24 protein-coding genes, 1 pseudogene and 1 riboswitch are annotated in these 26,924 nt (G+C 67.2%); of the genes and pseudogenes, 6 read left to right on the top strand and 19 right to left on the bottom strand.

The genetic code is table 11. The features are described from left to right. Positions 1-25: 25 nt before the first annotated feature. The 7 genes from FHU31_RS04215 to FHU31_RS04185 form a co-directional block, all read right to left on the bottom strand. The gene (locus FHU31_RS04215) at positions 26-712 is read right to left on the bottom strand and encodes a VldE C-terminal domain-containing protein (RefSeq protein WP_263987857.1); all 687 of its coding nucleotides are present in this window, start codon (positions 710-712) and stop codon (positions 26-28) included. A gap of 158 nt (positions 713-870) precedes the next feature. Next, positions 871-1,866 (bottom strand): ABC transporter ATP-binding protein, encoded by a 996-nt coding sequence (locus FHU31_RS04210; RefSeq protein WP_167156176.1) that lies wholly within the window; start codon positions 1,864-1,866, stop codon positions 871-873. After that, positions 1,863-2,864 carry an ABC transporter ATP-binding protein gene (locus FHU31_RS04205; protein ID WP_167156174.1) on the bottom strand — a complete coding sequence of 334 codons (1,002 nt, stop codon included), beginning with the start codon at positions 2,862-2,864 and terminating at the stop codon, positions 1,863-1,865. Before FHU31_RS04205 ends, FHU31_RS04210 begins: the two co-directional genes overlap by 4 nt. Beyond that, complete coding sequence (locus FHU31_RS04200) at positions 2,861-3,823, bottom strand: ABC transporter permease (RefSeq protein ID WP_167156172.1); 963 nt, start codon at positions 3,821-3,823, stop codon at positions 2,861-2,863. The genes FHU31_RS04205 and FHU31_RS04200 overlap by 4 nt, the downstream gene beginning before the upstream one ends. Before the next feature lie 3 nt (positions 3,824-3,826). Continuing rightward, positions 3,827-4,864 carry an ABC transporter permease gene (locus FHU31_RS04195; protein WP_167156170.1) on the bottom strand — a complete coding sequence of 346 codons (1,038 nt, stop codon included), beginning with the start codon at positions 4,862-4,864 and terminating at the stop codon, positions 3,827-3,829. Beyond that, on the bottom strand, positions 4,865-6,514 hold the full coding sequence (locus FHU31_RS04190; RefSeq protein WP_167156168.1) for an ABC transporter substrate-binding protein: 1,650 nt from the start codon (positions 6,512-6,514) through the stop codon (positions 4,865-4,867). A 196-nt stretch (positions 6,515-6,710) separates the two neighbouring features. Continuing rightward, entirely contained in the window at positions 6,711-8,291 is a 1,581-nt protein-coding gene (locus tag FHU31_RS04185; protein WP_167156166.1) for a PepSY-associated TM helix domain-containing protein, read from the bottom strand. 135 nt (positions 8,292-8,426) lie between these two features. Here FHU31_RS04185 and FHU31_RS04180 point away from each other — a divergent pair, with 135 nt between their 5' ends. Continuing rightward, on the top strand, positions 8,427-9,134 hold the full coding sequence (locus FHU31_RS04180; RefSeq protein WP_167156164.1) for a DUF2275 domain-containing protein: 708 nt from the start codon (positions 8,427-8,429) through the stop codon (positions 9,132-9,134). Between the two features lie 8 nt (positions 9,135-9,142). Here the strand turns inward: FHU31_RS04180 and FHU31_RS04175 are convergent, their stop codons facing one another. Beyond that, positions 9,143-9,772: a DUF5134 domain-containing protein gene (locus FHU31_RS04175; RefSeq protein WP_263987856.1), complete on the bottom strand. Its 630-nt coding sequence runs from the start codon at positions 9,770-9,772 to the stop codon at positions 9,143-9,145. 124 nt (positions 9,773-9,896) lie between these two features. On the opposite strand from FHU31_RS04175, the gene FHU31_RS04170 reads away from it, so the two are divergent. Further along, positions 9,897-11,861 (top strand): cytochrome c oxidase assembly protein, encoded by a 1,965-nt coding sequence (locus FHU31_RS04170; RefSeq protein WP_409371180.1) that lies wholly within the window; start codon positions 9,897-9,899, stop codon positions 11,859-11,861. Positions 11,862-11,866: 5 nt separating this feature from the next. Here FHU31_RS04170 and nicT read toward each other — a convergent pair whose 3' ends face one another. Then, positions 11,867-12,985 (bottom strand): Nickel transporter NicT, encoded by a 1,119-nt coding sequence (gene nicT / locus FHU31_RS04165; protein ID WP_167156160.1) that lies wholly within the window; start codon positions 12,983-12,985, stop codon positions 11,867-11,869. A 315-nt stretch (positions 12,986-13,300) separates the two neighbouring features. Between nicT and FHU31_RS04160 the strand changes: the two genes are divergently transcribed. Beyond that, entirely contained in the window at positions 13,301-13,687 is a 387-nt protein-coding gene (locus tag FHU31_RS04160; protein ID WP_167156158.1) for a copper resistance CopC family protein, read from the top strand. Between the two features lie 13 nt (positions 13,688-13,700). Here FHU31_RS04160 and FHU31_RS04155 read toward each other — a convergent pair whose 3' ends face one another. After that, entirely contained in the window at positions 13,701-13,985 is a 285-nt protein-coding gene (locus tag FHU31_RS04155) for a WhiB family transcriptional regulator (protein ID WP_167160605.1), read from the bottom strand. A gap of 270 nt (positions 13,986-14,255) precedes the next feature. Here FHU31_RS04155 and FHU31_RS04150 point away from each other — a divergent pair, with 270 nt between their 5' ends. Further along, positions 14,256-14,711, top strand: coding sequence for a hypothetical protein (locus tag FHU31_RS04150; protein ID WP_167156156.1), 456 nt, complete (start codon positions 14,256-14,258; stop codon positions 14,709-14,711). 48 nt (positions 14,712-14,759) lie between these two features. On the opposite strand, the gene FHU31_RS04145 is transcribed toward FHU31_RS04150, so the two are convergent. Continuing rightward, entirely contained in the window at positions 14,760-17,048 is a 2,289-nt protein-coding gene (locus tag FHU31_RS04145) for a heavy metal translocating P-type ATPase (protein WP_167156154.1), read from the bottom strand. 108 nt (positions 17,049-17,156) lie between these two features. Here FHU31_RS04145 and sigC point away from each other — a divergent pair, with 108 nt between their 5' ends. Then, positions 17,157-17,711 carry an RNA polymerase sigma factor SigC gene (gene sigC / locus FHU31_RS04140; protein ID WP_167156152.1) on the top strand — a complete coding sequence of 185 codons (555 nt, stop codon included), beginning with the start codon at positions 17,157-17,159 and terminating at the stop codon, positions 17,709-17,711. Between the two features lie 19 nt (positions 17,712-17,730). Further along, positions 17,731-17,970: riboswitch (cobalamin riboswitch) on the top strand. Here the strand turns inward: sigC and FHU31_RS32145 are convergent. The 4 genes and pseudogenes from FHU31_RS32145 to prpD form a co-directional block, all read right to left on the bottom strand. Beyond that, positions 17,964-18,167, bottom strand: a pseudogene (locus tag FHU31_RS32145) (WhiB family transcriptional regulator); the annotation flags it as partial. (Overlaps the previous riboswitch by 7 nt.) Positions 18,168-18,208: 41 nt before the next feature. Beyond that, positions 18,209-19,333 carry a bifunctional 2-methylcitrate synthase/citrate synthase gene (locus FHU31_RS04130; protein ID WP_167156150.1) on the bottom strand — a complete coding sequence of 375 codons (1,125 nt, stop codon included), beginning with the start codon at positions 19,331-19,333 and terminating at the stop codon, positions 18,209-18,211. Then, the gene (gene prpB, locus FHU31_RS04125; RefSeq protein ID WP_167156148.1) at positions 19,330-20,247 is read right to left on the bottom strand and encodes a methylisocitrate lyase; all 918 of its coding nucleotides are present in this window, start codon (positions 20,245-20,247) and stop codon (positions 19,330-19,332) included. Before prpB ends, FHU31_RS04130 begins: the two co-directional genes overlap by 4 nt. Further along, positions 20,244-21,761 carry a 2-methylcitrate dehydratase PrpD gene (gene prpD, locus FHU31_RS04120; protein ID WP_208410135.1) on the bottom strand — a complete coding sequence of 506 codons (1,518 nt, stop codon included), beginning with the start codon at positions 21,759-21,761 and terminating at the stop codon, positions 20,244-20,246. The genes prpB and prpD overlap by 4 nt, the downstream gene beginning before the upstream one ends. A gap of 128 nt (positions 21,762-21,889) precedes the next feature. Here prpD and FHU31_RS04115 point away from each other — a divergent pair, with 128 nt between their 5' ends. Continuing rightward, positions 21,890-23,290 carry a short-chain fatty acyl-CoA regulator family protein gene (locus FHU31_RS04115; protein WP_208410405.1) on the top strand — a complete coding sequence of 467 codons (1,401 nt, stop codon included), beginning with the start codon at positions 21,890-21,892 and terminating at the stop codon, positions 23,288-23,290. Between the two features lie 3 nt (positions 23,291-23,293). On the opposite strand, the gene FHU31_RS04110 is transcribed toward FHU31_RS04115, so the two are convergent. The 4 genes from FHU31_RS04110 to FHU31_RS04095 form a co-directional block, all read right to left on the bottom strand. Continuing rightward, positions 23,294-24,031, bottom strand: a complete 738-nt coding sequence (locus tag FHU31_RS04110) for an Rv3717 family N-acetylmuramoyl-L-alanine amidase (RefSeq protein ID WP_409371184.1) — start codon at positions 24,029-24,031, stop codon at positions 23,294-23,296. A 145-nt stretch (positions 24,032-24,176) separates the two neighbouring features. Then, positions 24,177-24,602 carry a hypothetical protein gene (locus tag FHU31_RS04105; protein WP_208410134.1) on the bottom strand — a complete coding sequence of 142 codons (426 nt, stop codon included), beginning with the start codon at positions 24,600-24,602 and terminating at the stop codon, positions 24,177-24,179. Then, positions 24,602-24,871, bottom strand: coding sequence for a hypothetical protein (locus FHU31_RS04100; RefSeq protein ID WP_181953092.1), 270 nt, complete (start codon positions 24,869-24,871; stop codon positions 24,602-24,604). Before FHU31_RS04100 ends, FHU31_RS04105 begins: the two co-directional genes overlap by 1 nt. 97 nt (positions 24,872-24,968) lie before the next feature. Then, positions 24,969-26,861 (bottom strand): Hsp70 family protein, encoded by a 1,893-nt coding sequence (locus tag FHU31_RS04095; RefSeq protein WP_167156142.1) that lies wholly within the window; start codon positions 26,859-26,861, stop codon positions 24,969-24,971. Positions 26,862-26,924: the final 63 nt, after the last annotated feature.

The following is a 26,924-nucleotide window of genomic DNA, read 5'->3' as shown; positions in this document are numbered from 1 at the left end:
AGCGCCAGCGCGGCGAAACCCGCATTCAGCGGGGATAGACCTCGCTGCCGCTGGGGTAGCCGCCACCGGTGGTGGTGATGTGGACGTGGTCGTAATGTCCGTAGCCACCGCTCTGCGCGCCGCCCGGCGTGTAGTAGACGCCGCGCCAGATGGCGTCCTGGATACCGAACCGGACCGCGTTCTTCAGGACGAAGGACACGATCTCGTTGCCCAGCGCGATCCCGGTGGCGGAACTGGGGTTCGGGATCATGACATCGAGGGCCAGACCGTCCGGATGCCAGCGCAGCGCGTCCGGACGCACGCCGCCGATGCTGTGGATCTCCGGAAACGTCGCGCTGATGGTCCGGGACACCAGGATGGTGCGGACCTGCAGGCCCCGCTCGGGGGCCAGGCCGACGGGCAGCAGCAGTGGCCGGGTGTCCAGTCGCCAGCGCGACGCGGTACCGGTCTGGGCTGCGGCGAAGCTGACCTGGGGTGGCACCGCCGTGGGCGCCGACGAGAAGGCTGCGGGCGCGGCAACGATCTCCAGGCCGTAGGGCACGTCATCGGCGACCGTGACGACGCGCTCGACCACGGGTTCGGCCGCTCGGCCGGCGGCCAATGGCTGCACATCGCCTGCGGCCGCGGCCAGCATCGCCGCTGGTACGAGCGCAGCCAGAGCCAGCGACGACGGCCTGGGGGCACGCCTGCGGGCTAATGCGTGTCGGCTCACCGACTGCACATTACGACCGAGACGGGGCATACGCAGCAACTTCCGATATCTGACCGTGCACTGGTTGTTACAGTTTCGTGATCATAACCGGGCGTGTCGGCGGCGCTCAAATTCAGCGGGAATGCTGTGACGCGGGCAGATGCTGCTGGCAGGAGTCCTCAGTCGAGATGTCGCGGGTGGTGACAGGCCGCGACATGCCCGGATTCGGCCGACGCGGTGTGGTCGACCAGCGCGGGCTCGTCGCTCTCGCACACCCCCGTCGACCACGGGCAACGGGTGTGGAATCGACACCCCCCGGGTGGGTCGATGGGGCTGGGGACATCACCCTCGAGCACCAGCCGTTCCCGGGCGGCGTTGCGCCGCGGATCCGGGACAGGCACCGCCGACAGCAGGGCGGTGGAGTACGGGTGCATCGGGTGGTCGTACAGGTTCGAGGCCCACGCACTCTCCACGACCTTGCCCAGGTACATGACCGCAACCCGGTTCGACACGTGCCGGACGACACCGAGATCGTGCGCGACGAACAGATAGGACAACCCGAACTCGTCCTGCAGGTCTTTGAGCAGGTTGACGATCTGCGCCTGGACCGATACGTCGAGCGCCGAGACGGGTTCGTCGGCGATGATCAGCTTCGGCCGCAGCGCCAGCGCCCGGGCGATCCCGATGCGCTGTCGCTGACCACCGGAGAACTCGTGCGGGAAGCGGTCGGCGTGTTCGGGCCGCAATCCGACCCGGTCCAGCAGGTCACGGACCTTCGTCGTGACGTCCCGCCCGCTGGCCAGGCCGTGCAGCTCCATCGGCGCACCGATGATCTGGCCGACCCGCTTACGCGGATTCAGCGAGGCGTAGGGGTCCTGGAAGATCATCTGCATCTGGCGGCGCACGGCGCGCAGTTCACCGGGGCTCTTGCCCACCAGCTCCTCGCCGGCGAAACGCACCGATCCCGAGGTCGGTGTGGTCAGCTGCATGATCAGCCGGCACAGCGTCGACTTTCCACAACCGGATTCGCCCACCAGCCCGAGGGTCTCCCCCTCGTCCAGGGTCAGGCTGACGCCGTCGACCGCTCGGACCCGCCCGATCTCCCGGTCGATGACGACACCGGATTTGATCGGGAAGTGTTTCACCAGGTCGGTGACCTCCAGGAGGGGACTCATGTGGTCACCGGCTTACGCAGTCCGATTCCGCCGTTCACCACCCGCAGGGTGCGCTTCTGCTCGGCATCGAGCCAGCACCGATCCCGGTGCAGCGGCGGTGGTTCGGCGCATTTGTCGAAGACGTGCGGGCAGCGGGGCGCGAACCGGCAGCCGGGCGGCAGGTCGGTCAACGACGGTGGCGCCCCGGCGATCTGAGCCAGCCGCTCCGGGTTGGGCTGGTCGAGTCTGGGCAGTGACCCCAGCAGGCCCCAGGTGTAGGGATGCTGCGGGTCGTAGAACAGCTCGTCCAGGCTCGCCTCTTCGACGATCTGACCGGCATACATCACCGCCACCCGGTCGGCGACCTCGGCGACCACACCCAGATCGTGGGTGATCAACACGACGGCCAGGCCACGTTCGGAGTTCAGCCGGGCCAACAGCCGCAGGATCTGCGCCTGCACCGTCACGTCGAGGGCGGTGGTCGGTTCGTCGGCGATCAGCACGTCGGGATCCAGCGACAGCGCCATCGCGATCATCACCCGCTGCCGCATGCCGCCGGAGAACTCGTGTGGGTAATCCCGTACGCGCCGTTCGGGATTCGGGATGCCCACCGAGCGCAACAGCTCCACGGCACGGTCCCGCGCCTCCGCCTTGGACACGTCACGGTGCGCCCGGATCATCTCGATCAGCTGATCGCCGACGCGATAGACCGGGTTCAACGAGGTCATCGGGTCCTGGAAGATCATCGCGATCCGCTCACCGCGCACCGCGCGCCAGCCGTTGTCGTCCAGTTCGTTCAGATCGGTGCCGTCGAAGTGCACCGCGCCGCCGATGGTGGCGTTCGGCGCCCGGGTCAGACCGAGCAGAGTCTGTGCGGTCACGCTCTTGCCCGAGCCCGATTCGCCGACGATGGCCAAGATCTCGCCGGCATCGAGCCCGAACGACACCCCGTCCACGGCACGTACCTCCCCGCCGTCGGTGGCGAAACTGACGGTCAGTCCGTCGACTTGCAGCATCATGCCGGTGCCGCCTCTCCGAGCCGGATCCGTGGGTCGAGGAAGGCGTACAGGATGTCGACGATGGTGTTGAACAACACGATGAAGAACGCACCGAACATGGTGACGCCCATCAGCGGCGGCAGGTCCAGACTGCCGATCGCCTGCCCGGCGTACAACCCGACCCCGTTGAGGTTGAACACCGTCTCGGTGAGGATCGCGCCGCCACCGACCACCACCCCGAAATCGAGCCCGAACATCGTCACGATCGGAATCATCGAGTTACGCAACACATGCCGCAACCGCACCTGCCTCTCACCGATTCCCTTGGCCCGCGCGGTGCGGACGTAATCCTCGTTCATCACGTCGAGCATGTTGGCGCGCAGCACCCGGCTGTAGAAGCCCACGTAGAGCACCGCCAGGGTGATCCACGGCAGCACCAGGTGGTATGCCCATTGTGCCGGGTTCTTGGTCAGTGGGACATAACTGCTCGTCGGGAACAACTGGGCCTTGAAACTCAAGTAGTACAACAGGATTGCCGCGAGCCAGAACACCGGCATGGAGATCCCGGTCAATGCCAGGATGGACAGCAGCCGGTCGGTGAACTTCCCCGAGTGCACCGCCGACAGATATCCGAAGACGATCGCCAGGGTCATCCACAGCACCGCCGCACCGATGCACAGTGAGAACGTGGCGGGCAGGCCCTTCCAGATCTGCTCGACGACATTCTGCGAGCTGGCATACGAGGTGAGTTCGCCGGTGAAGATCTGCTTCATCATGGTCAGGTACTGCACCGGAAGTGGTTGATCCAGACCGAGGTCGGCACTCACCCGCGCGATCAGCGCCGGGTCGGCGTTCTTGCCGGCGATGCGCACCGCCGGGTCGGAGTTGGGAATCACGTTGAAGATGACGAAGATCAGCACGGTGATCGCGAACAACACGGCGATCATGCCCAGCACACGGCGCGCGGCGAATCGGAGCATGTCTCAGTGCTCCATCCGGATCTTGGCCCGCGGATCCAGCGCATCGCGCAGGCCGTCACCGAACACGTTCAGCGACAGCACGGTCAGCACGATCATCGCGCCTGGAACGATCGTCAGGTGCGGCGCGGTGTAGATGGTCTGATAGCCATCGGCGATCATCGTGCCCCAGGAGGCGTTCGGCGCCCGCACGCCGGCCCCCAGGAAGGACAGCGCGGATTCCAGCAGCATGTTGTTCGCGATGTTCAGCGTGAAGAACACGATGACGGTGGACACCGTATTGGGCAGCAGTTCGGAGAACATGATCCGCCACGGCCCCATGCCCTGGGAGACCGCGGCTTCGACGAACTCCTTCTCCCGCAGCGCGAGCACCTCGCCACGGATGGGTCGCGCCATATAGGGCACATACACCAGGCCGATGATCAGGACCGGGATCCACAGTGAGTCCCCGGCGATCGTCAGGGAGCCGATCTTCAAGCCACCCAGCGCGAGTGCCGTACCCAGGGCGATACCCAGCAGCAACACCGGGAAGGCCCACACCACATCCATCACCCGGGAGAGCACCGCGTCGATCCAGCCTCGGTAGAAACCGCACAGCAGTCCCACCACCACGGCGAGCACCGTGGTCACCACGGCCGCGGCCACGCCGATGAAGATCGAGGTGCGCCCGCCGTACAGCAGTCGGACCATGACATCGCGGCCGTTCTGATCGGCGCCGAGCAGGTAGCGCCCGCGCAGTCCCGGACCGATCGGCGTGCCGTCGGCCGACACCACGTCGGTCTGGTGACCGTCGACCAGGATCTTGTCGGTGATGTGGTTCTCGTTGGGACTGGTATGGGCGACATGCTCGGACCACAGCGGTGCCGCCAGACACGTCAGCACGATCAGCAGGAACAGCACACCGAATGCGAGCGCCGTCCGGTTGCGGCGCAACCGGATCCACGCCAGATACCAGGGGCTGCGGCCACGGATCTGTTCCGGCGGGACGCCGACGGGTAGAACAGGCTCACCCGGCGCTACGACGTCCCCGACAGGGGCGCCCATCTACTTGAGCGCCAGCGCGGACCAGTCCTGGTTGAACAGGAGATGCGGAATCGTCTTGTCGAAGTCGATGCGCTCCGAGACGAAGGTGGCGAACTCCTCGTTTCCGTAGGGCGCCCACACCGCCTGTTCCATGTACTTGCGGTCCAGCTCGGCATACTGCTTCTTGACCTCGTCGGACATCTGCTGGGTGCGCAGCTCATTGGCCTTCGCATCCAGTTCGGGGATGCTCACCCGGGAGAAGTTGTTGCTGTTGGTCGGCAGGATGCTCGCACCGTTGAGCAGCGGACGGAAGAAGTCGTCCGGATGCGGGAAGTCCTGGAACCAGTCGGCGAATCCGGTGTCGACATCGGGGGTGGACTGGTTGCCGATGGTGGCCCAGTAGACGTCTCCGGCGATCACCTTGAGCGTGGCGTTGAAGCCCAACTGGGTGAGTACGTCGTGGTAGTACTCGCCGATCCGCTTGCGGTCCGGTTCGTCGTCGGTCCACACCGTGATGTCCTTGTCGGCCGGATTCGCCTCGGCGATCAGAGCTTTCGCCTTGTTCAGGTCGGGTCCGGGGTAGAGCTTGTACTCTTCGTAGCCCGGCATCCCCGGCGGCAGGATCTGCTGGGTCGGATGCAAGCGGCCGCCGAACACCCGATTGAGCGCCTCCGGGTCGATCGCATAGTTGATGGCCTGGCGTACCCGGATGTCGTTGAACGGGGCCGTCTTGTTGTTCATCCAGAAGTAGTAGGTGTTGATCGAATCCTCCAACCGGAACCGGTTGCCGAACTTCGACTTCACCTCGGGGAGGCGGTCGGCGTCGGGCGGGTCGACCATGAAGTCGATGGTGTTCTGCTCGACGCCGGTGACCTGGGCCGAGTTGCTCTTGTTCTGGGTGACGGTGATCTTGTCGACCTTCGCGTCGGCCACCTCGGTGGCTCCGGCGTCCTTGACGGTCTTGAAGTTCGGGTTGCGTTCCATGGTGAGCGTCTGCGGCGCTTCGACTTTGGTGATCCGGAACGGCCCGCTGGCCGGCGGCGGGTTGTTGGTGGCGTCCTCGGTCAACGGCGCGCTCGGCGGTACCGGGGCGGCGAACGGCAGCGCCAGGACGTTGTCGAAGGTGCCGTTGGCCTCGGTCAGCGTGATGGTGATATCGCCGGTGGCGTCATCGGTGGTGATACCGCTGATCTTGTCGGCCTTACCCGCCGCATACTCCTCGGCGCCGACGATCGGCTTGTAGAACACCGACCCACCCGAATCCGCCTTGAACAGGCGCTGGATGGCGTAGGCGAAGTCCGAGGCCTTGATGGGGGTACCGTCGGAGTACTTCATATTGGGCCGCAACGTCAATTTGTAGGTTTTACCGTCGGCCGAGACCTCCGGCATCGCCTTGGCCAGCCCGGGAACGACCGTGGTGCCGTCGGTGCCCTTCGCGTGCTTGTAGGTCAGCAGCGGCGTGTAGACGTTGTAGAGCACTTCCCACCCCTCGACGGTGTAGGACAGCTGGGGATCCACGTAGTCGGGGAACGACGTCATCGAGATGTTGATCTCGCCCCCACCCCCGGCGTTCTCCGACGAATCGCCACCGCACGCCGCGACCGCTGACGCGGTCAGCGTGACCACGACGGCCATGGTCCCGAAAATCCGCGCTCTGCGCAGCCTGCTCATCCGCTCCCCCTTGATTGCCTCGGCTGTCCACCCGATGTCCATAAGCTGTACGCCACCCCAACGGGCTGTGGACCATCTTTGAGGAAAACTCGCAGTCGGCAACTCGAGATTTCAGAATGAGGTTCGCGGTACGACGAAAAGCCCACGATGACAGTGACAATCGCGACTGTTTGTCACCCCCCGCGTCCCCGGGGGGTCAGCCGCCCAGCGCGCCCACCGGGATATCGCCGCCTGTCTCATCGGGCGCATCCTCCGGCGGTGCGGACGACGGCGCGCCACCGGACGTCGACCGGCGCCTGAGCACCAGGACAGCCTCCACGGCGAGTACCACCAGAACCGATACGCCGAACACCGGGAAGAGCACTCCCAGGAGCACCGCGGCGACCGAGACGGTGAGTACCGCCTTCTTCGGTGTGGCCGCCCGGGTCGCGGGGCTGGCCGGCCCGGGCACACCGGTACGTCCCGACGGTCGTCGCTTCCACCACATCAGCAGTCCGGTCAGCACACTGGTGAGGACGGCCAGGCAGGCAAGCGTCGCCGTGATCCGGGTCAGCACCCCGAGTTGATTGCCCATGTGCATGGCGATGCCGAAGCTGGTCAGCCGTGACAGTGCGCCGTCTTGAGCCGCGGTGGCGTTGGTGATCGTCTGCCCGGTGAACTGGTTGAGGTACAGGGTGCGCTGTTCGGAGGTCTTCTGCGGCCAGCGGTTCACGACTGTGTAACTGCCATAGACGGTTTCACCGTTCACAGTCGAATCGGCAGGCGGGATGATGGCATAGCCGGGGACCATGTGTTCTTCTTTGGCGATCGTGTCGACATCGGAGAACGACAACGGAGCCGGAGCGGGACCGTCGTGCTGGGAGGCGTACACCGGGTCGTCGGTGGCAGCCCAGGCGATGCGCCGGCCCAGCCGGTCGTAGTCGCCCATCTTCGCGGGTGTCGAGGGCGCGTCGACTGAGGTCGATGGTGCGACGGTGGCCGAAAAGGCGCGCCAGTTCTCACCCCAGTAGCGCGACCAGGTCAGCCCGGACAGGACGTAGCAGATCAGAATGGCTGCGATCACCACGCCGGTGAGGGCGTGCAGGTCTCGCCATCTGATCCGGCCGCCTTTGCGCAGGCGGATCGTCAGCAGTGGTTTCGTGCTCTCGATCGCCCGCGGCCACCACAGATAGATGCCGCTGGCCAACAGCACCAGAATCCAGACTGCGGTGAGCTCCATCCACAGGTTGCCCACGCCGACGGGGATCGTGGCGTCCGGGTAGGCCGCCGAGTCCATCAGATGCCACAAGGACGGCAGCTGGATCTGTGGACCGTCATTGCCGAACATGCGGTGCACGTTGTTGGCGAACCCGACCAGTCCGGACAGTTGGCTGCGCTGACCGAGGTATCGGCCGGTGTGGGGATCGACGAACACCTGGGTCATGTCCGTCTCCCCCGCCGGGTATGCAGGCGCGTCCGGTGCCAGGAAGTCCACCCTCGTCGAGTGGTTCGGCGCATCGGGTGGCGTCACCGCATCGAATGAATACCCCTCTCCCACATGCTGTTTGGCGGTGGCGATCTGCGCGTCCAACGGGACCGTCTCCGGCCCCTGCGCCACCACGAACAGGTGACCGTTGAGCCAGTTGTCCAGGGGTTGGCTGTAGAGGATCACCAGTCCGGACAGCGCCAGGACGACGAGTACCGGTGCGGCGAAGAGTCCGACCCAGAAATGCAGACGCCAGATCCGGCGAAGGACGGCGGCCTCCCCACGGCGCGCCGGAGTCACTGTCGAGGTCATGGCATCCCTTCAGGCTGCGCGCGGGCTGGGCAAGGCTGAAACCGCGCTTTCAGGGCATTTAGTCGGACGGTCTTCCTGAATAGTTCCCATGAGGTTGGCGGGAACATTCGCCGCGGCATCAGCGACTATAGAGACGTGGAATGTGATGTCGCGCGCGAAGCGCTGTCGGCTCGAATCGACGGTGAGCGCGAGCCGGTGCCGTCGGCACGGGTGGACGAGCACCTCGACACGTGCGCCGACTGCCGCGGTTGGCTTCAGCAGGTGACGACGCAGTCGGCTCGCCTTCGGATGCTCGCAGCAGAGCCGCCCCTGGCCGCCGTTTCCCACGAGCCGCACGCGCGGACGCACAGAACGCGCCGGCCGCTGCGGGACTGGCGCAGAACCGCACTGCTGGCGGTGGGCGTGACGCAGGTGGCCGTCGCCGCCGCACAGGGCGTGGGCCTGAACCTCGGCCTGGCCCAACACCACGGCATGGCCGTGTCGGGACATCTGCTCAATGAGTCGACCGCGTGGTCATTGGCGCTCGGTGTCGTGATGATCGTGGCCGCCATCCGTCCGGCCGCAGCAGCCGGGCTGGCCGGGGTGTTGTCGGTGTTCGCGGGCGTGCTGGGCGCGTACGTGGTCATCGACGCGATGGACGGCGCGGTCACCGCGGCCCGGGTGCTCACACATCTGCCCGTCGTGCTGGGCGCCATCCTCGCGGTACTGGTGTGGAGGCGCACCGTGACCCCGGGCCCCGAGCAGCGGGCCGCCGAATCGGAACCCGATATCGTGTTGCCGCACAACGCCTCACGCGGCAGGCGTCGAGGCCATCTGTGGCCCACCGACGGTTCGGCCGCCTGAGCGGGCGTTCAGACGAGCACGGCGAACATCACTGCCATGCCCGCCGCCATCATCGCTTGGGCGGCCAGGCCGACCAGGTGCCGCGCCGATGCAGCCGGATCGGCTCGCCATCGCATCGCGAGCCGGATCGACCACCAGACCGCGGCCACCGTGAATCCGACGGCACACACCCAATTCAGCCCGACGACGAAGGGCGGAGGTCCCTGCATGGCACCGGGGTCGACGCCGGGCATCTCCATGCCGGGCATGCCCGGCATGGAGCCGTGGTGCGCACCTGCGCTTGCCCCCTGATCGAGACCTTCGCTGGGCGCCGGCGACAGATCGCCACTCATCTCGGCGTACATCCACGCCATCGCCAGCATCATCGCGGCGTGATACACATTGACCCCGCGGTGCCCGGCGTGCGCCAAGGCGATCAGGATGAACCACAGTGTCGCGGCCAAGAAGACCAGCATCGGCCCGGTCGTCGGCAATGCCGCGCCGGCCGGCCACGCCATCACGATCATCGCCACGGCCATCAGCACGTGCAGCCCCTGGCTCACCACCTGTGTCCAGGTACGTCGACCTCTCAGCAACGTGTAGAGACACTCTGCTGCACTGATGACGAACAGCGCGGTGACAACCCAGCGCAGAGACACATCGAGGATCACATGCATTGGTCGATGCGCCGGCCGGGAAAGTTCCCGCCGACGAACAGGATCTACGACACACGGTCGTAGACTTGGCCAGATCAGGACATCCCCGCTGGAAGGCCCCACAACGATGACGTCGAGTCAGAGACGATCGCGACCAGGCTGGGTCGCGATGCGTCCTGCCTGGACCCTCACCGTCGGCTTTCTCGGCTGTGTCGCCGCGCTGGCGGGCTACGTGCTGGTCTCCGGCGCGAACACCTACCGCGCCACGGGCGACACCTATCCCGGGCTGCTGACGGCGGTGGCCGAGCCGGTCGGTTTCTTCATGGCCACCTTGGCGGGCGCCGTGACGGTGGGTGGACTGGCCTATGTCGCGCTGACCGCCAGACCGTCCGATGCGGGCGTGATCGACGCGCTCGCCTATCCGGCGCACCTGCTCGTCGAGCGAGCGGCACTGGTGTGGGCCCTGATGGCGGCCGCCATGGTCGTCGTTCAGGCATCCCACAGCGCAGGCGTGCCGGTGGGCGACGTGCTCACCAGTGCCGCCCTCCCCCAGACCATCGTCGCCTCGGAGATGGCGCGGGCGTGGGTGGTGGTGACGCTGATGGCTGCGATTGCCGCTGTGACGGTTCGACTCTCGGTGCGCTGGATCACGCACGTCGTGCTGCTGATCCCGGTGTTGGTCGGAGTCGTCGCGCTGCCGGTCACTGGCAACGCCGGCCAGGGGCCGGACCACGACTACGCGACCAGCACGGCGATTGTCTTCGCTGCGGCGTTCGCCGCCACGGTCGGCCTCAAAGTCGTTGCGGCGGTTACCGGATCATCGGGGATGCCCGCGCGCCGCGCGCTCACCGCGCAGGTGGTCACCGGGGCGATCGCCCTCACCTATGGCGCGGCGTTGTTCGCGATCCTGACCGCGGGCACCAGTCCGGTGGGCACCGCGTACGGCAGGGCGGGGATTGCTGCACTCGCGTTGTGGACGGTGGTCTGGTTCGGCGATGTGCGCGCCTTCCGGCGCCGCACCGCCGAACCGGCGCGATGGATCCCGGGCGCCCTGGCCGTCATCGCGGTGACCGCGCTGTATGCCTCGATGGCTGTTCAGCCCGCCCCACGGTTTCTCACCCACCAGTTCACCACCTGGGATGTGTTCCTCGGATACGCGTTGCCGAAACCGCCGAGCGTGTCAGCAATCCTGTGGAGTTGGCGGTTCGACACATTCCTGGGTACCGCGTCGATTGTGCTGGCCGGGCTGTATCTCGTCGGATGTGTGCGGCTGCGCCGACGCGGCGATCACTGGCCGGCCGGGCGGCTGGCTGCCTGGCTGGCCGGCTGCGCGGTGTTGCTGTTCACCACGAGTTCCGGGGTGAAGGCCTACGGTTCGGCGATGTTCAGCGTGCACATGGCCGAACACATGACCCTGAACATGTTCGTCCCCGTCCTCCTGGTGCTGGGTGGGCCGGTGACGCTGGCCTTGCGGGTCCTGCCTGCTGCCGGTGGTGGCCGGCCACCCGGTCCGCGCGAATGGCTGCTGTGGCTGATTCATTCGAGGTTCACCGCGTTTCTGAGCAACCCGATCACGGCGTTCGTCTTGTTCGTCGCCTCGCTGTATGCGGTGTACTTCACGCCGATCTTCGACACCCTGGTGCGCTACCACTGGGGACACGAGTTCATGAGCGTGCACTTCCTGCTGGTGGGCTATCTGTTCTTCTGGGCCATCATCGGAATCGACCCCGGTCCGCGCCGGTTGCCGTTTCTGGGCCGGCTTGGAATGTTGTTCGCCGTCATGCCGTTTCATGCCTTCTTCGGTATCGCGACCATGAGCATGGCATCGACGATGGGTGGCCAGTTCTACCGACTGGTGGATCTGCCCTGGCTGGCCAGCATCAGTAGCGACCAGCACCTCGGCGGTGCGATCGCCTGGGGATCAAGTGAACTGCCGGTGATCCTGGTGGTGGTGGCCTTGGTCGCGCAGTGGGCACGTCAAGATCGGCGGGCGGCGGCGAGGTCTGACCGGCATGCCGATGCCGACTATGCCGATGACGATTTCGATGCGTACAACGCCATGCTGCACGAGCTGGCGCGCAAGCGGCAGTAGAGCGGTCAGTCCTCACCCGCGGCGGTGCGCTGCCAACCTTGATCGATGCCGCTCAGGCGCCAGTAGGCGACGGCGACGATCCAGGTGAGCAGGAACAGCCCTACGATGACGAAGCCGAAGTTGTTCAGGTCGATGGCACTGATCCAGTCGGTGACCGGCTCACTCCAGCCGAGGTCGTCGTGGATGACGGTGATCAACTCGATGGTGCCGATCAGCAGGGCGACCGCGACCGACAGCCCGGTGACGGTCATGTTGTAGTACACCTTGCGCACGGGATGGGCGAAGGCCCAGTCGTAGGCGACGGTCATGAACAGGCCGTCGGCGGTGTCCATCACACTCATTCCCGCGGCGAACAGGATCGGCAGCGTGAGGACGGCGAACCAGGGCAGACCGGCGGCCGCGCCGGTGCCGGCCAGTGCCAGCAGGGCCACTTCGGTGGCCGTGTCGAATCCCAGGCCGAACAGGAGCCCGACCGGGAACATCTGTATCGGATGCTTGATCCGCTTCATCACCGGTCGCAGGATACGGGCGAGCACCCCGCGGCCGTCGAGGTGACTTTCCAGCTCGGCCTCGTCGAATCGTCCCTGCCGCAACCCGGTGAACACACGCCAGATGCCGATGAGGGCAACAACATTGATGATCCCGATCAGCCACAGGAACAGCCCGGACGCGAGCGTCCCCACGATGCCCAGCGTGTGACGGACGGGCGAGTCGTCGCTGATCAGTTCACCGGCCACCCGAGTCGCCGCGACGACGAGGACCGCCAGGGCCAGCACCATCATCGAGTGCCCCATGGCGAACCAGAAGCCCACCGATTTGGGTTTGGCGCCGTCGGCGGTCAGCTTGCGGGTGGTGTTGTCGATCGCGGCGATGTGATCGGCGTCGAACGCGTGGCGCAGCCCGAAGGTGTACGCGGTCAGGCCGAGACCGACGCCGAAGATCTGCGTGCCGACGTGGTAGTGGTGTGGGGCCACCAGCAGGATGAGTGAGCCGAAGCCGACGATATGCAGGAGCGCGATGGCTCCGGCGAGGGCGCCGAACTCCCACCAGTCGCGTCGGTCCCACGCTCGGATGAGGCGCGTGACTGCGCCGCCCGACGATGCCCCTGAACTGGGAGTCGACATGTGAACCTCCTCGGGGATGCTGCGCCCCTGTGTGGCTGCCGTGAGCGTGCGAGTCTGGCTTCCGCTCGGCTGAAGCAGGGCACTGCCGAGTGGTTACAGTGGCGCGACCGCACCGGAGTTTCACCGGTTTTCGCGTCGTTCACGATGACCGCGCGAGATTAGCAGCACAGCCTGTCAACGGGCTGCCGATCACGCTCGGTTCACTGTGAGAAACACTGCGGGGAAACATGTCCGCGGTCGGGAACTATCGGCACCACCGAACCGACTACTGGTCCAGATCCGCTGGGGATCGGCGTTGAGGGAAGGACGCACGCAATGAGGAGAACCGTCGCCATCACCCCGGCCCGGATGGGTGCCACCTTGGGTGGTGCCGCATTGGTGGCGGCCGCCCTGGTCAATCCCGCTGTGGCGTCTGCACACTCGTTCGTGGTCACCACCGCACCGCATCGCGATGCCGCCACGACGGCACCGGCACAAGTCACGACGACGTGGAATGAGGCGGTGACCAACGTCAAGGAGTCGGTCACCGGCCCCGACAAAGCGACGTGGTCGACCGGGCCGGTCAACGGTTCCGGGGCGGTCTACAGCGTCGCACTGCGCCCATCTCCGCCTCCCGGCGCGTACACCGTCAACTGGGAGGCCACCTCCGACGACGGTGATGAGATCCGCGGTTCGTGGGGCTTCACCGTCAGTCCGAGCTAGTCACCCCCCCCGGTCAAGGCGTTGTCATCGGTTGCAGCGCCGTTCGTGGCGTGAGTTTCGATCGTTCGCGCGGCGACATGCCGCCCCAGATGCCGAATCTCTCACCCACATTCAGCGCGTGCTCCCGGCATTGACGGATGACGGGGCACTGGGCGCACAGGGCTTTGGCGCGAGCTTCGCGAGCGCGGCGGCGCTGACGATCCTCACCCTCACTGCCGAAGAACACCGCCGATTCCAGGCCGCGGCAATGTGCGACCGTCTGCCACTGCCATGCCTCGGCACGCGGTTCCAGGCGCATCGCGGGCCGCAACAATGGGTTGCCACCTCTTGGGCCACCGGCTCGCTTTTCCCTTGTTTCGTATGCCATGCCCATTCGTCGTCACACTTGCCGAAGGAGTTCCGTCGACCGAGGCGAAGTGAGATTGATCCACCGCGGGAACTGAACCCCTGAGAATTTCGACGCGCGATGGGCAGGGAACCGACCCGGCTCTCGGTGCGACCAATCGAACGACCAACTGTGCAGGCAACAAAGGGGGTAGCCCGGGTGTCGGATTCCTACGGAAGTGCCATGGTGCGCGCACTCGCAGCTATCGAGCACCGCGTCCTCGACGATATCTGGATCGGGCGCCGGCGCACGGCGATCCACGTGGCGATGACCGCCATATTGGCAGCGGCCACGGTGGCCTGGTGGGGTGACGCTGCGGGCGAGCACTCGACGCACGGGGCGAACCGGATACCGGCGGTGACGGTGGGGATCTTGGTCTTCGCCGCACTGGCGTCCTTGGCGGCGTTGGCATTTCGCCGCTTCCGGATCTGCTGTACGGCGGCATATGCGTGCGGGTTGGCCGCCGTACTCGGGATCGGCGCGTTCTGGTGGCTTCACACCGGCCGGCCCGGCGCGGCGTTGACCTGGCTGGCCGTCGCCGACGTCATGGCCGTACTGCTGACCGTCGGTTGGGTCGCGGTGGCGACGACGCCTATCGAACGGTCACAACCCGAGATGCGGGCACACCACGCCGGGTGAGGGTAAGGCCGTCACCTTGATCATCCGCCACATCGCACCCCCTGGAGGTCACAAGTCTGCTGAGCCATCGGCGATCTCCCTTGCCCGGCGCGAAGAACGCTTGGTGGCGGCGAAGTTTCGCAACCGCAAGCTGTTCGTGACGACGAAGAATGACGAGAAGGCCATGGCCGCGCCGGAGATCAGCGGATTCAGCAGCCCGGCGGCGGCGATCGGGATGGCCGCGATGTTGTATCCGAAAGCCCAGATCATGTTCACCTTGATGGTGCGCATCGTGGCTGACGCGAGATCGAGGGCCAACGGGATCACCACCAGGTCGTCGCGGACCAGGATGATGTCGGCGGCGCCGATCGCCACGTCGGTGCCGCGGCCGATCGCCATCCCCAGATCGGCGCATGCCAGCGCGGGCCCGTCGTTGATGCCGTCACCCACCATCGCCACGACCCGCCCGCGGTCGCGGAGCTGTTCGATGACATCCACCTTGCCGTCGGGCAGCACGTCGGCGATCACGTCGTCGATACCGACCTGCGCGGCCACCGCGGCGGCCGCGGCGGCGTTGTCGCCGGTCAGGAGCACGGTGCGCAAGCCCCGGGCGTGCAGGGCTGCCACGGCGCGGGCGGCGGAGTCCTTGACTCCGTCGGACACCGCGATCGCACCGCACACGTGCCCGTCGATCTCGACGAAGACGACTGTTTCACCGCGGGCTTCGGCCTGCCTGCGGGCGGCGGCCACCGCGGGCACGGCGCGGCCGGCAGCGATCCAGGACGGCTTGCCCACCCGCACCGACCGGTCGCCCACCCTCCCGCTGACACCGCGGCCGGGCGCAGCGACGAAGTCCTCGACAGCCGGGACGTGCGGGCACGCCGAGGTGATCGCCAGCCCGACGGCATGCTCGGATGCCGATTCGACTCCCGCTGCGTGGGCGAGCAGGTCGTCTGCTTCCCATCCCGGTGCGGCGGTGATGGCGCTGATCGACAAGCGACCGGTGGTCAGCGTGCCGGTCTTGTCGAAAACCACGGTGTCCACCGCCTTGGTGGCCTCCAACGATCGGTGTCCCTTGAGAAAGATGCCCAGCTGAGCGCCCCGCCCCGAGGCCACCATCATCGCGGTCGGGGTGGCCAGCCCCAGTGCGCAGGGGCAGGCGATCACCAGGACGGCGAGCGCGGCGGAGAATGCCTGCGCCGACCCACCGCCGGCCAGCAGCCACCCAGTCGCGGTCAGTGCGGCGATGACGAAAACGACGGGGACGAAAACCGAGGCGATGCGATCTGCCAGCCGCTGGGTGTCGGCCTTCTGCGCCTGGGCCTCTTCCACCAGTCGCACCATCCCGGCGAATCGGGTGTCGGCGCCGACGGCAGCCGCCTCCACGATGAGCCGGCCGTCCAGCACCACGGTGCCGCCGATGACGCTGTCGCCGGCGTCGACGCGGTGCGGCTTGGCTTCGCCCGTCATCGCGCTCATATCGACCGAGGCGGACCCCTCCAGGACCAACCCGTCGGCGGCGATGGTCTGGCCGGGCCGGACCACGAAGCGGTGTTGTTCGGCGAGTTCGTCGGCGGGAATGACCAGCTCTGTCCCGTCCCGCAGCAGAAGGGTGACGTCCTTGGCGCTCAGCGCCGCCAGCGCGCGGAGGGCACCGCCGGCTCTCGATTTGGCGCGGGCCTCGAAATATCGGCCGGCCAGTACGAAGACGGTCACGCCGGCGGCCACCTCGAAGTAGATGGCGTCACTGCCGACGATCGCCTGCCAGATGCCGATGCCCTCGCGGGCGTGCTGGTGGCCGAAGACGGTGTACAGCGACCACGCGGTCGCGGCGGTGATGCCGACCGAGATCAGCGTCTCCATCGTGGCTCCGCCGTGACGGGCCTGCCGCAACGCCACTCGGTGGAACGGCCACGCCGCCCAGATCACCACCGGCATGGCCAGGGCGGTCAGCAGCCATTGCCATCCGGTGAAGCGGGTGCTGGGCACGACGGCGAACATCACCGACAGATCGGCCAGTGGCACGAACAGGACAGCGGCGACGGCCAGCCGGACCATCAGGTAGCGGGCGTGATCGGCGTCGGGATCGTCATCACGTTCGGCGCCGGCGTCGCGCACCCGCGCCTCGTAACCCGCGCGTTCGATGACTCCGCAGAGGTCGGTGGCCTCGGCGTCCCGGTCGGCTTCGATGGTGGCGACTCGAGTGGCGAAGTTCACTGAGGCTCGGACACCGGGCTGCTTGTTCAGCACGGATTCGACGCGGCCCGCGCACGCTGCGCACGACATCCCGGAGATGGTCAGCTGAAGTCGCTGAACTTCGTCGACCACGTCATCTGCCGTCGTCGGTGCTGCGGTCATCGCGAAACCTCACCTCCCTCTCCATCTGCGTGGGCCCTGGCCCCGCTATCAACAGTCGTCCCGACACCGCAAAGAGTTCCCGGCGCCGATGGCTTACGCTCTGGAATCGTGGCGGACTGTGGCGACGATGACCAAGTTACCCAGCTCGCCAAATCTGCCGGGCGGGGTGACCAGGCGGCTCTCAGCCGTTTCGTCGAAGCCACCCAGCGCGACGTCTGGCGCACCGTGGCCTACCTGGCCGACCCTGCCAGCGCTGATGACCTGACGCAGGAGACGTTTCTCCGCGCAATCAAATCACTGCCCCGGTTCAGCGGGCGGTCCACGGCCCGAACCTGGCTGCTGTCCATTGCCCGCCGGGTGGTGGTCGACCAGATCAGGTACAACACCAGCCGCCCGCGCCCGGCCCACGTCGTCGACCTGGATGACGTCCTCGGTGGTCTCGGCGGCGGCAGCCGGATCGAGAACATGGTCGAAATCCGGATCCTGCTCGACGGACTGGAACCGGAACGACGCGAAGCCTTGGTGCTCACCCAGGTACTCGGGATGAGTTACGCCGAGGCCGCAGAAGTCGCCGGCTGCCCGATCGGCACCATCCGGTCCCGCGTGGCGCGCGCCCGCGACGATCTACTGCGCGCCGCTCATCAGGACGACCGCACGGGCTGATTGTCCGCGATACAGAGACGTCTCATGGACATCGAGCAGCATCGCCGGTGACGGTGGTGCTGCAAGAGGGAACCCGGTGGGAATCCGGGACTGTCCCGCAGCGGTGAGCAGGAACGAACGCCGTCATGAGCACTGGTGTGGTACGGCGATGAGTTCCGTTCAGGTGGTACGACGTTCGTCCTGAATGAGGAACAGCGTGGCGCGATCGGTCTCTGACATACCGCCCCAGATTCCGAAATCCTCGCCGCTGTCGAGCGCGAAGCCCGCGCACTCCCACTTCACCGGACACGTCGCGCAGATCTCCTGAGCCAGTGCCAGTCGTCGGCGTCTGGCTTGCGAACGTTCGCCGTCGGGGTGGAAGAACAGGTCGGGGTCGCTGTCCCGACACCGAGCCCGGTTGCGCCAATCGCCGGTTCCCGACGGATCAAGCCCATCGGCGCACTGAGACTTCGACATCCGCCTTCGTGGTGCCGGGTTCGCGACCAGAATTCCGGTACTCACGTGAGGGCGCGCTGCGGATGTCCGCGGTACTCACTGAGCGGGCGGATGAGGGCATTGGACGCGGCCTGCTCCATGATGTGCGCGGTCCACCCGGTGATCCGGCTCATCACGAAGATAGGGGTGAAGCTGGCGATGTCGAAACCCATCAGGTAGTACGCCGGGCCGGTAGGGAAATCCAGATTCGGTTTGATCGCGGTGGCCGCGAACATGTCCTGCTCCAGCCGGTGGTAGATATCCACCCAGCGACGCCCGTCTCGCGCCATCGCGACGCGTTCGAACGCGGCCTTCATGGTCGGCACCCGCGAGTCACCGTTGCGGTAGACCCGGTGCCCGAACCCCATCACCTTCTCTTTGCGGGACAGCTTGTCGTGTAACCACTCCGAAGCCCGCTCGGCTGAGCCGATTTCGAGCATGTCGTGCATGACGGCCTCGTTCGCACCGCCGTGCAGGGAACCCTTGAGAGCACCGATGGCCGCGGTCACGGCGCTGTAGATATCGGACTGCGTCGAGGTGACGACGCGGGCCGCGAAGGTCGACGCGTTGAAGCTGTGCTCGGCGTAGAGCACCATGGACTGCTCGAAGGCCGCCACGATCACCTTGTCGGGCACTTCCCCCAGCGCCATCCGCAGAAAGTTCTGTGAGTAGCTGAGATGACTGTGCGGTGCGATCGGATCCAGGCCGCGCCGGCGGCGCATATCTGCGGCGACGATCGTGGGCAGCGCCGCGAACATCCGAAGGGATTTCTCGTAGTTCGCCGATTCGGAGGCATCGTCTTCCTCGGGGTCCTCGGCGCCCAGGTAGCTGATCGCGGTGCGCACCACGTCCATCGGGTGGCAGGTATCGGGCAGCTTGGCCAGCAGCGACTGCAGGGAGCGGTCGATGCGCCGCGAGGCCCGTTCCCGCTGGGTGAACTGGGCCAGTTCCGCATCGGTCGGCAGCTCCCCGTGCCACAGCAGGTAGGCGACCTGCTCGAAGCTGCAGTGGGTGGCCAGATCTTGGACCGGATATCCGCGGTAGGTCAACGAGTTCGTCTCCGGGACCACCTTGGAGATGGCCGTGGTGTCGACCACGACTCCGGCCAGTCCCTTGTAGATCTGCGGCTTGTCCTCGACAACGCTCATCGCTGCGCCCCCTGAAGGCTGAAGTTGAAGATGTCGGAATCGAATTGGTTGTACTCGGCGTACCGCAGCAGTTCGTAGAGCCGACTGCGGTGTTGCATGTGATCGACCAGCCCGGATTGTGTTCCGGTGCTCTCGATTTCACGGAGTCCGGCCTCGACCGCGTGCATGGCCAGCCGCAGCGTGGTGACCGGGTAGAGGACGGCGTTGTAGCCGATCTCGGCGAGCTGACTCGCCGTGAGCAGCGGCGATTTCCCGAACTCGGTCATATTGGCCAGCAGTGGGGTTGCCACGGCCGCGCGAAACTGCTCGAAATCGGCCGGCGTGTGCAGCGCCTCGGTGAAGATCAGGTCGGCACCGGCATCGGCATAGGCCTTGGCGCGCTCGATCGCTGCGGGGATCCCCTCGATACCCGCGGCGTCGGTGCGGGCGCAGATGACGAAGTGGGGATCGCGGCGGGCGGCCACCGCGGCTCGCAGCCGTTTCACCATCGTCGCGATGTCGACCACGGCCTTGCCGTCGAGATGCCCGCACCGTTTCGGGTTGACCTGATCTTCCAGGTGCAACCCGGCCAGGCCCGCCTCTTCGACCAGCGTGACGGTGCGCGCCACATTCATCGGTTCGCCGAATCCGGTGTCGGCATCGACGAGGGTCGGCAGGTCAGTCGCGGAGGCGATCTGCGCGCCCCGGCCGGTCACCTCGGTCAGCGTGGTCAGCCCGATATCGGGCAGGCCGAGGTCGGCGGAGAGCACCGCGCCGGACACATACACGCCGTCGAAGCCGATATCCGCGACCAGTTTGGCGACCAGCGGCGAGAAGGCACCCGGGAAGCGTTGCAGTCGACCGGAGTTCAGTGCGTCGCGAAACCTCGTGCGTTTGTCGGCCGCCGAGGTGGCCGCGCCCAGAAGGCCGGTCACCGGAAGATCCCGGACGGGATCGTCGGCGCCTTGTCCAGCACCCGCGGGTCGACCCGGACGTTCAGCGCATCCAGCCCGCCGGGTCTGATCGCGGCGACACCGTCGACGAGATCCAGGAAGCGTTGCCGCTCTGCGGATTCCACCACGCCGTCGGCGAGTTCGGTGAATTTGGCGATGTACTGCGCGCGGGCGAACGGGCGGGCGCCCAGCGGATGCGCGTCGGCGACGGCGAGTTCGTCGACGATCGTCTCGCCACTCTTCAACGTCACCACCGCCCTGGCGCCGAACGCCTTCTCGGCGGGGTCATTCGAGTGGTAGCGCCGGGTCCATGCGGGATCCTCGACGGTGCAGATCTTGCTCCACAGCTCGATGGTGTCGGCGCGGTGCGCGCGCTCTGGCGCATAGGACCGCTCGTGATGCCAGGTGCCGTCCTGCAGGGCGACCGCGAAGATGTAGGGCACCGAGTGGTCCAGCGTCTCGCGGGTGGCGTCCGGGTCGAACTTCTGGGGATCACCGGAGCCGGTGCCGATCACCACGTGGGTGTGATGGCTGGTGTGCAGCACGATCGAGGCGATCTGGTCCAGGTCGGCTCCCGAACCGATCAAGCGCTCGCGCAGGCGCCGCGCCAGGTCGATCGGCGCCTGGCTCTGGTATTCGGCGGAGTGTTCCTTGGTGTAGGTGTCCAGGATCGCGCACTTGGGTTCACCCGGTTCCGGAAGCGGCACGTGGTAGGTGCGCTCGGGTCCGCCCAGCAGCCAGGCGATCACGCCGTCCTCGCCCTCCCAGATCGGGGCCGGCGCCCCCTCGCCGCGCATCGCCCGGTCGACCGCCTCGATGGCCACCTTGCCGGCCCATGCCGGCGCGAAGGCCTTCCAGCTGGAGATCGAGCCCTTGCGGGACTGCCGGGTCGCGGTCGTCAGGTGCAGCGCCTGCCCGACGGCCGCATAGATGGTCTCCGGATCCAGACGCAACATGGTGCCGAGCCCGGCGGCGACCGACGGGCCGAGATGGGCGACGTGGTCGATCTTGTGCTCGTGCAGGCAGATTCCCTTGACGAGATCGACCTGAACCTCGTAAGCGGTGACGATGCCACGGATCAGGTCGGACCCGCGGACGCCGAGCTGCTGTGCGACGGCGACCAGGGCCGGGATGTTGTCCCCCGGGTGCGAATACTCGGCGGCCAGGAAGGTGTCATGGAAGTCGAGCTCACGCACCGCCACCCCGTTGGCCCACGCCGCCCACTCGGCCGACACCCGGCCCTCGACGCCGAACACAGCCGCGCCCTTGCGGCACGGGTGGGCCAGGGCCTGGGTCCGGGCCACGGTGACGGGACGGCGAATCACCGATGCCGCTGAGACCGCCGCGTTGTCGATGAGCCGGTTGATCACCATCGCCTCGGTCTCCGGCAGGACTGCGACGGGGTCCGCCGCCACCTCGGCGATCTTCCAGGCGAGGTGCTCGGTGCGGGGGAATTCGTCGGCGCTGCGCCGGGTCCTGACGTCATGTTCACGCATGTTTCGCACGCTACGCAGGGCGCCGAGCCGCGGAAAGTGCCTGTAAGTGCGTAATTTTGTGTCCTTTCCTCACTCATTTTGCGAATGTTGCGAACTCCGTGGGCGGTAGCCTTGACCCGGTGGCGAAGATGTTCGCGGGCGCCCGGCTGAGACGGTTGCGCGACGAGAGGGGCCTGACCCAGGTCGCACTGGCGCGCGCCCTCGGTCTGTCCACCAGTTACGTCAATCAGTTGGAGAACGACCAGCGGCCGATCACCGTCTCCGTACTGCTCGCCCTGGCCGACCGCTTCGATCTCCCCACCCACTACTTCACCGCCGATGCCGACGCCCGGCTGGTGACCGACCTGCGCGAGATCCTCTCCGACGGACCCGCCACGACGGCGCAGATCGAGGAACTCGTGGCGCGCATGCCCGAGGTCGGGCAGACCATGGTCAACCTGCATCGGCGCCTGCACGACGCCACCGCCGAACTCGAATCGGTGCACGGGCGCGCCAATCTGGACAGTCAGTCCGGGGCCCAGCAGCCGATGCCGTTCGAGGAGGTGCGGGACTTCTTCTACGACCGGCGCAACTACATCGACGCACTCGACCGCGCGGCCGAGGAGCTTCGGAGCACCCACCGGCTACGGGTCGGCGGGCTGGACGGCCAGCTGGCCACCCTGCTGGCCGACACGTTCGGGATCACGGTGCTGGTGGACGACGGTGATGCGTTGGGCGCCAACGTCAAGCGGCGCTACCAGCCCGAGGCCAAGGTGCTCCACCTGGCGCGCTGGCTGCTGCCCGGCCAGCGGGCCTTCCAGCTGGCCACCCAACTCGCCCTGCTGCTGCATTCCGAGCTCATCGCCGCGATCGTGGCGACCGACAGCCAACTCAGTGCCGAGGCTCGGGATGTGGCGCATATCGGGCTGGCCAACTATTTCGCCGGCGCTCTCCTGCTGCCGTACCGGGAATTCCTCGGTGCCGCTGAGCAATTACGCTATGACATCGACCAGTTGGCCCGCCGGTTCGAGGTCAGTTTCGAGACCATCTGCCACCGGTTGTCCACCCTTCAGCGACCGGATGCGCGGGGTGTGCCGTTCATCTTCGTCCGTACCGACAGCGCCGGGAACATCTCGAAGCGCCAGTCTGCCACGGCATTCCACTTCTCGCGGGTGGGTGGCAACTGTCCGCTGTGGGTGGTCCACCATGCGTTCTCACGCCCCGGAGAGTTCCTCACCCAGGTGGCACAGATGCCCGACGGGCGCAATTACTTCTGGCTCGCCAAGACATCGGCGTCGACCCCGAGCCGGTATCTCGGTACACCCAAACGCTTCGCCATCGGCCTGGGCTGCGATCTGGCACACGCCGACAAACTCGTCTACTCGGTGGGTATCGATCTCACCGACCCGAATGCCACCGTGCCGATCGGCGCGGGCTGCCGGATCTGCGACCGGTCGGCGTGCCCGCAGCGGGCCTTCCCGTACGTGGGCCGTCCCGTCCAGGTCGATCCGCAGACCAGCAGCAATCTGCCGTATCCGCCGGCGGGCTGACGCTCACGCCAGCATCTGCAGATAGCCTGCAATCCCTCGTGTTACGGCGTCCGCAAGACGTGCGCGCGTGCCCGCGTCCGTCAGCACTGCCGCGTCGTCGGGGTTCCTCATGTTGCCCATCTCGACCAGGATCGCCGGATACTGAGCCAGATTGAGACCGGCGAGATCGGCTCGCCCGTAGAGCCCATCCGTGCCACGGTAGGTCGACGGCTGCATACCGCACGCGACCAACTCGTCGCGCATCGCCTGGGCCAGCCGCCGAGCCGGACCGGCCTGCGCCGCGTTCAGTGGTGGATCCGAGTAGTTCACGTGAAACCCGCGGCCCTGCCGGGGTCCGCCGTCGGCGTGGATGCTGACGATCGCATCGGGGCGAACCGAATTCGCCATGGCCGCACGCTGATCGACGCACGGGCCCAGCGCATCGTCATTGGTCCGGGACAGCGCCGTCCGCACGCCCAGTTGGCTCAGCCCCGCCCGGATCCGCACCACGGTGTCCCAGTTGAAGGTGTGCTCCGGATAACCCGCGTCGGTGGTGGTGCCGGTCGTCTGGCACTCCTTGGTCGCGCCGCGTCCGTCCGTCACCTGCCGGACGATCGAGGAGTCGTTGGCACCGTTGTGCCCGGGATCGAGAAACACGATCCGGCCTGCCACGTTCGAGGCGGCATGTGCCACAGGCATTTCGGAGAGCACCGCCGACGCGGCGCCCAGGACGACGGGGGCGGCCACCGCGTAGCGCAGCAGCTCACGACGGGTGGACAGTCGGGGTGTCGAAGAGGAGCCGCAGCACACCTTTTCACCGTAGAAGCCGCACCACCGGATCAGAACGGATCACAGCACCTCGGCAGGGAATCGATGCGTTCGGGTGACCTGCCGCCCGGCTGACTACCTACTGACCACCCGAGTCCGGGGATGCCTGCGCGGACGCCTTCGCCGCCGCCGATTCTTCGGCAGCCTTGGCGGCCCGGCCTTCCGGGCTGCCCATCGAGTAGCCCGCCGACTTGTTCGACGCCGCGCCGGAATCGCAGTTCAGCGAGACGACCATCTCCTTGGTGGCCGACCCGGAGCTGTTCTCCGGCGCCGCTACCGTCCGCGGTACCGCGTTGACGACGACACAGTCGTCGCGGCCCTGCTCGTCGCCGAAGGTGGTGCCCACGATCACCGTGTACCCGGCACCGCTGAGCGTCGACGATGCGTCACTGTACTTCTGGCCGGTCACGTCGGTACCTGCCGCGGCGGCACTTCCGGTGCTGATCGCCACCACCACACCGGCGGTGACGGCGGCAAGTCCGACGCCCAGGGCGAGCCGTTTCATCAGTGTCCAGCCTTCACCGCGGGTACCGCCATCGTGGTGGCCTCGACATTCGACGGCGCCTCCCACGTGGCCGTCGCGCCCATGTCGGCGGCCTTCACGACCGGGGAGGAGTAGGTCGTGTTGGCGGGTGCATCGCCCGAGCCCGCCAGCATGCTGGCCGAGCCCCCACCGTCGTGCGTGGCGCTGAGCGCCCCGAGCGTGATCATCGCGCCGGCCCCGATTACGCCGAGAACCGCGCGCCGCGAATGCCATGACGTTTGAGTATTCATGGCCCTGATCGTGCTGCCAGGAACCGCAAGCTGGCTGAACCCGACCTGTGACATTGCTGGCGCAATCGTTAATGGCCGGTTACCGCAAGCCGGGCACTTACGGGTAGGTCGGCTGGTTCGGATACTGCGGCGCGTACGGGTAGGTGGTCTGAGTGGTCTCACCCCGGTTGGGCACCTGGATCGGGATCGGCACCGGCAGGAACGGCACCTTGATGTAGCTGGTGGTCATCGCCGGCGTCGTGGTCGTGGTGGTCGTCTCGGTGGTGGTCGTGGTCGGTTCGGTGGTGGTCGTGGTCGGCGGTGTGGTCGTCGTGGTCGGTGGTGTCGTCGTGGTGGTCGTGCTGTGCGTGGTGTACGTCTTGGTCACCGTGACGGTCTGCTCCGGCACCGGGGTCTGGGTCTGCGGCGGCGGGGGCGGCGCCGGGGGCTCCGTGGTCACGGTGAGGACGGGGGGCGGGGCCTCGGTGGCCGGCGGCGCCACCGCAGCGGGCGGCGTTGCGCTCGGCGGCGGGGTGATCGCCCGGGTTGCCGGTGCCGGCGTCGGTGTAGGAGTGGACGTGCCCGAGTTGCCGGTCAGCGCGATCGCCACCCCTCCGAGGGCGACCAGGGTCAGTACGCCCGCACCGGCGAACACCAGGATCGGCAGCCGCTGCCAGGCCCGCGGCGCGTCGTCGTACGTGCCGGGAACATGCTGTGCCACAGCCCGTGTGGTGGTGTCGATCGTGTACGGGTTCTCGGTGCCGTAGGGATTTCCGGTGGCATACGGAATCTCCCCGCCGGCGTAGGAGACCGGTTCACCGGTGGCGTCATCGTCCTGCGACCAGGCCAGCGCGCCGACCGCACCCGCGCTTGCGGGCCCGAGTTCGGTCGGGATGTCCTGGGCGGCTGCGGCAAGTCCCGTCGGCGCGTCGGGTGCCGCCGGCGCCAGCCCGGTGGGTGCGTCCGCGGCGATCGGTGCCAGCCCCGTGCGCAGATCGGATTCGGCCCCGTAGGCGGCGAAGAGCGCGGCGCCGACCGCGGCATCGAGCGCCGGCTGCGGCGTGGTCACCACCGGGATCCTGGTGTGTTCCGAAAGCAGTTGGGTGATCAGCGGAATGCTCGCGCCACCGCCGACGGTCGCCACCGCGGACAGGTCGGAAAAGGTGATCCTGTTGCGCTGCAACAGATTATCCAGGGCCGCCAGCACCTCGGCGAACGGCTCGGCAAGCAGCTCCTCCAGTTCGGCACGGGTGAGACGGACCACCGACCGCTCCCCCGGCAGCGCCACGGGCACCTCGGTGGCGGTGACCGCCGACAGTCTTTCCTTGGCGTGGCGGCATTCCTCGCGCAGCTGCCCAAGCAGTCCGACCGCGGCGGTGGCGGCGGGATCGGTGCCACCGACCGCTGCCAGCACCTTCGTCAGCACCGCCTGGTCGATCAGATCACCGGAGAACTCCGTCACCCGCAGCGTCTCGTCCAACGGCTCGAACGCGGCTCCGGCGTCCACGAGCGTGATACTGGTGCCGCCGCCCCCGAAATCGAGCAACACCACCGGGCCGCCGCCCTGCAGGCCCGGGTTGGTGCGCAGCGACGTCAGCGCGGCCACCGCGTCGGACACCAGCCTCGGCGGAGTGCCACTCGGCGCGAGCACCGGGTTGGTGCGGATGACCGCGCGCAACGTCCGCACCGTCGCCGCGGTCCAGTGCGCGGGAAAGGCGATGGCCGTCTGCGACACCGGGTCCGCCCCGGCGGCAGCGATCATCGCTTCCAGCGCCTCGACCAGGAGGTCGTCCGCGGCGTACGACGACCCGTCGGATGCCACCAGCGGTACCGGGTCGCCCACCCGCTCGACGAACCCGGTGAGCACCAGGCCCTCTTCTGTGGACACGCCGACAGCCGGCGTGCCGTGCGTGGGCAGGGTCAGCACAGCGCGTCGGGTCACAGACTGGCCGCCGACACTCGTCGCGACCAGATTGGTCGTCCCGATCGACAACCCCAAGGGGTCGCTCATATTGAGCACAGCTTAGCCGCCCCACCACCACCCCGACGAACGGACACACCGCGCCGATTCGAA

It is taken from the genome of Mycolicibacterium fluoranthenivorans (assembly GCF_011758805.1).
Taxonomy (GTDB): Bacteria; Actinomycetota; Actinomycetes; order Mycobacteriales; family Mycobacteriaceae; genus Mycobacterium; species Mycobacterium fluoranthenivorans.
Note: the sequence above shows the minus strand (reverse complement) of the source record. Positions and strands in the feature narration are given on the sequence as shown.